At 59.1% G+C, this 318-nt stretch carries 1 protein-coding gene; it reads right to left on the bottom strand.

What is annotated here, in order from left to right; genetic code table 11:
- Positions 1 to 77: 77 nt before the first annotated feature.
- Positions 78 to 318: sugar nucleotide-binding protein (locus ONB24_13400; GenBank protein ID MDZ7317108.1), on the bottom strand; the 241-nt coding region annotated here is incomplete at its 5' end.

The raw sequence follows: 318 nt of genomic DNA on the forward strand, positions 1-318 counted from the left end.
GTGGGCAGGCCGGGTCAGCGAACTTTGGCCGGGAATGCAGAAAATCACTTTGCCTTGAGCGGGAGAAGGTCGGCACGTTATCCTTGCGTGAATAAAGGATAAGCGAGCATTCTGCGGATTCCCTCTTCGATGCCGCAGAGCGGCGTTTTCAGGATAGATCGCGCCTTGTCGATGTTCAGCGACAGATCGCGGGGTCGCGGCGCCTCCGGTCGATGCTCCTCCATGGAGACGGGTTGCAGCAGTGCGGAGGAGTAACCCGTCAGGCGGCAAAGCATTTCACCGAACTGCAGACGGCTGATCCGTTCAGGACCACCGAGA

The sequence above is a fragment of the candidate division KSB1 bacterium genome, from assembly GCA_034505495.1.
Classification (GTDB): domain Bacteria; phylum Zhuqueibacterota; class Zhuqueibacteria; order Residuimicrobiales; family Krinioviventaceae; genus Fontimicrobium_A.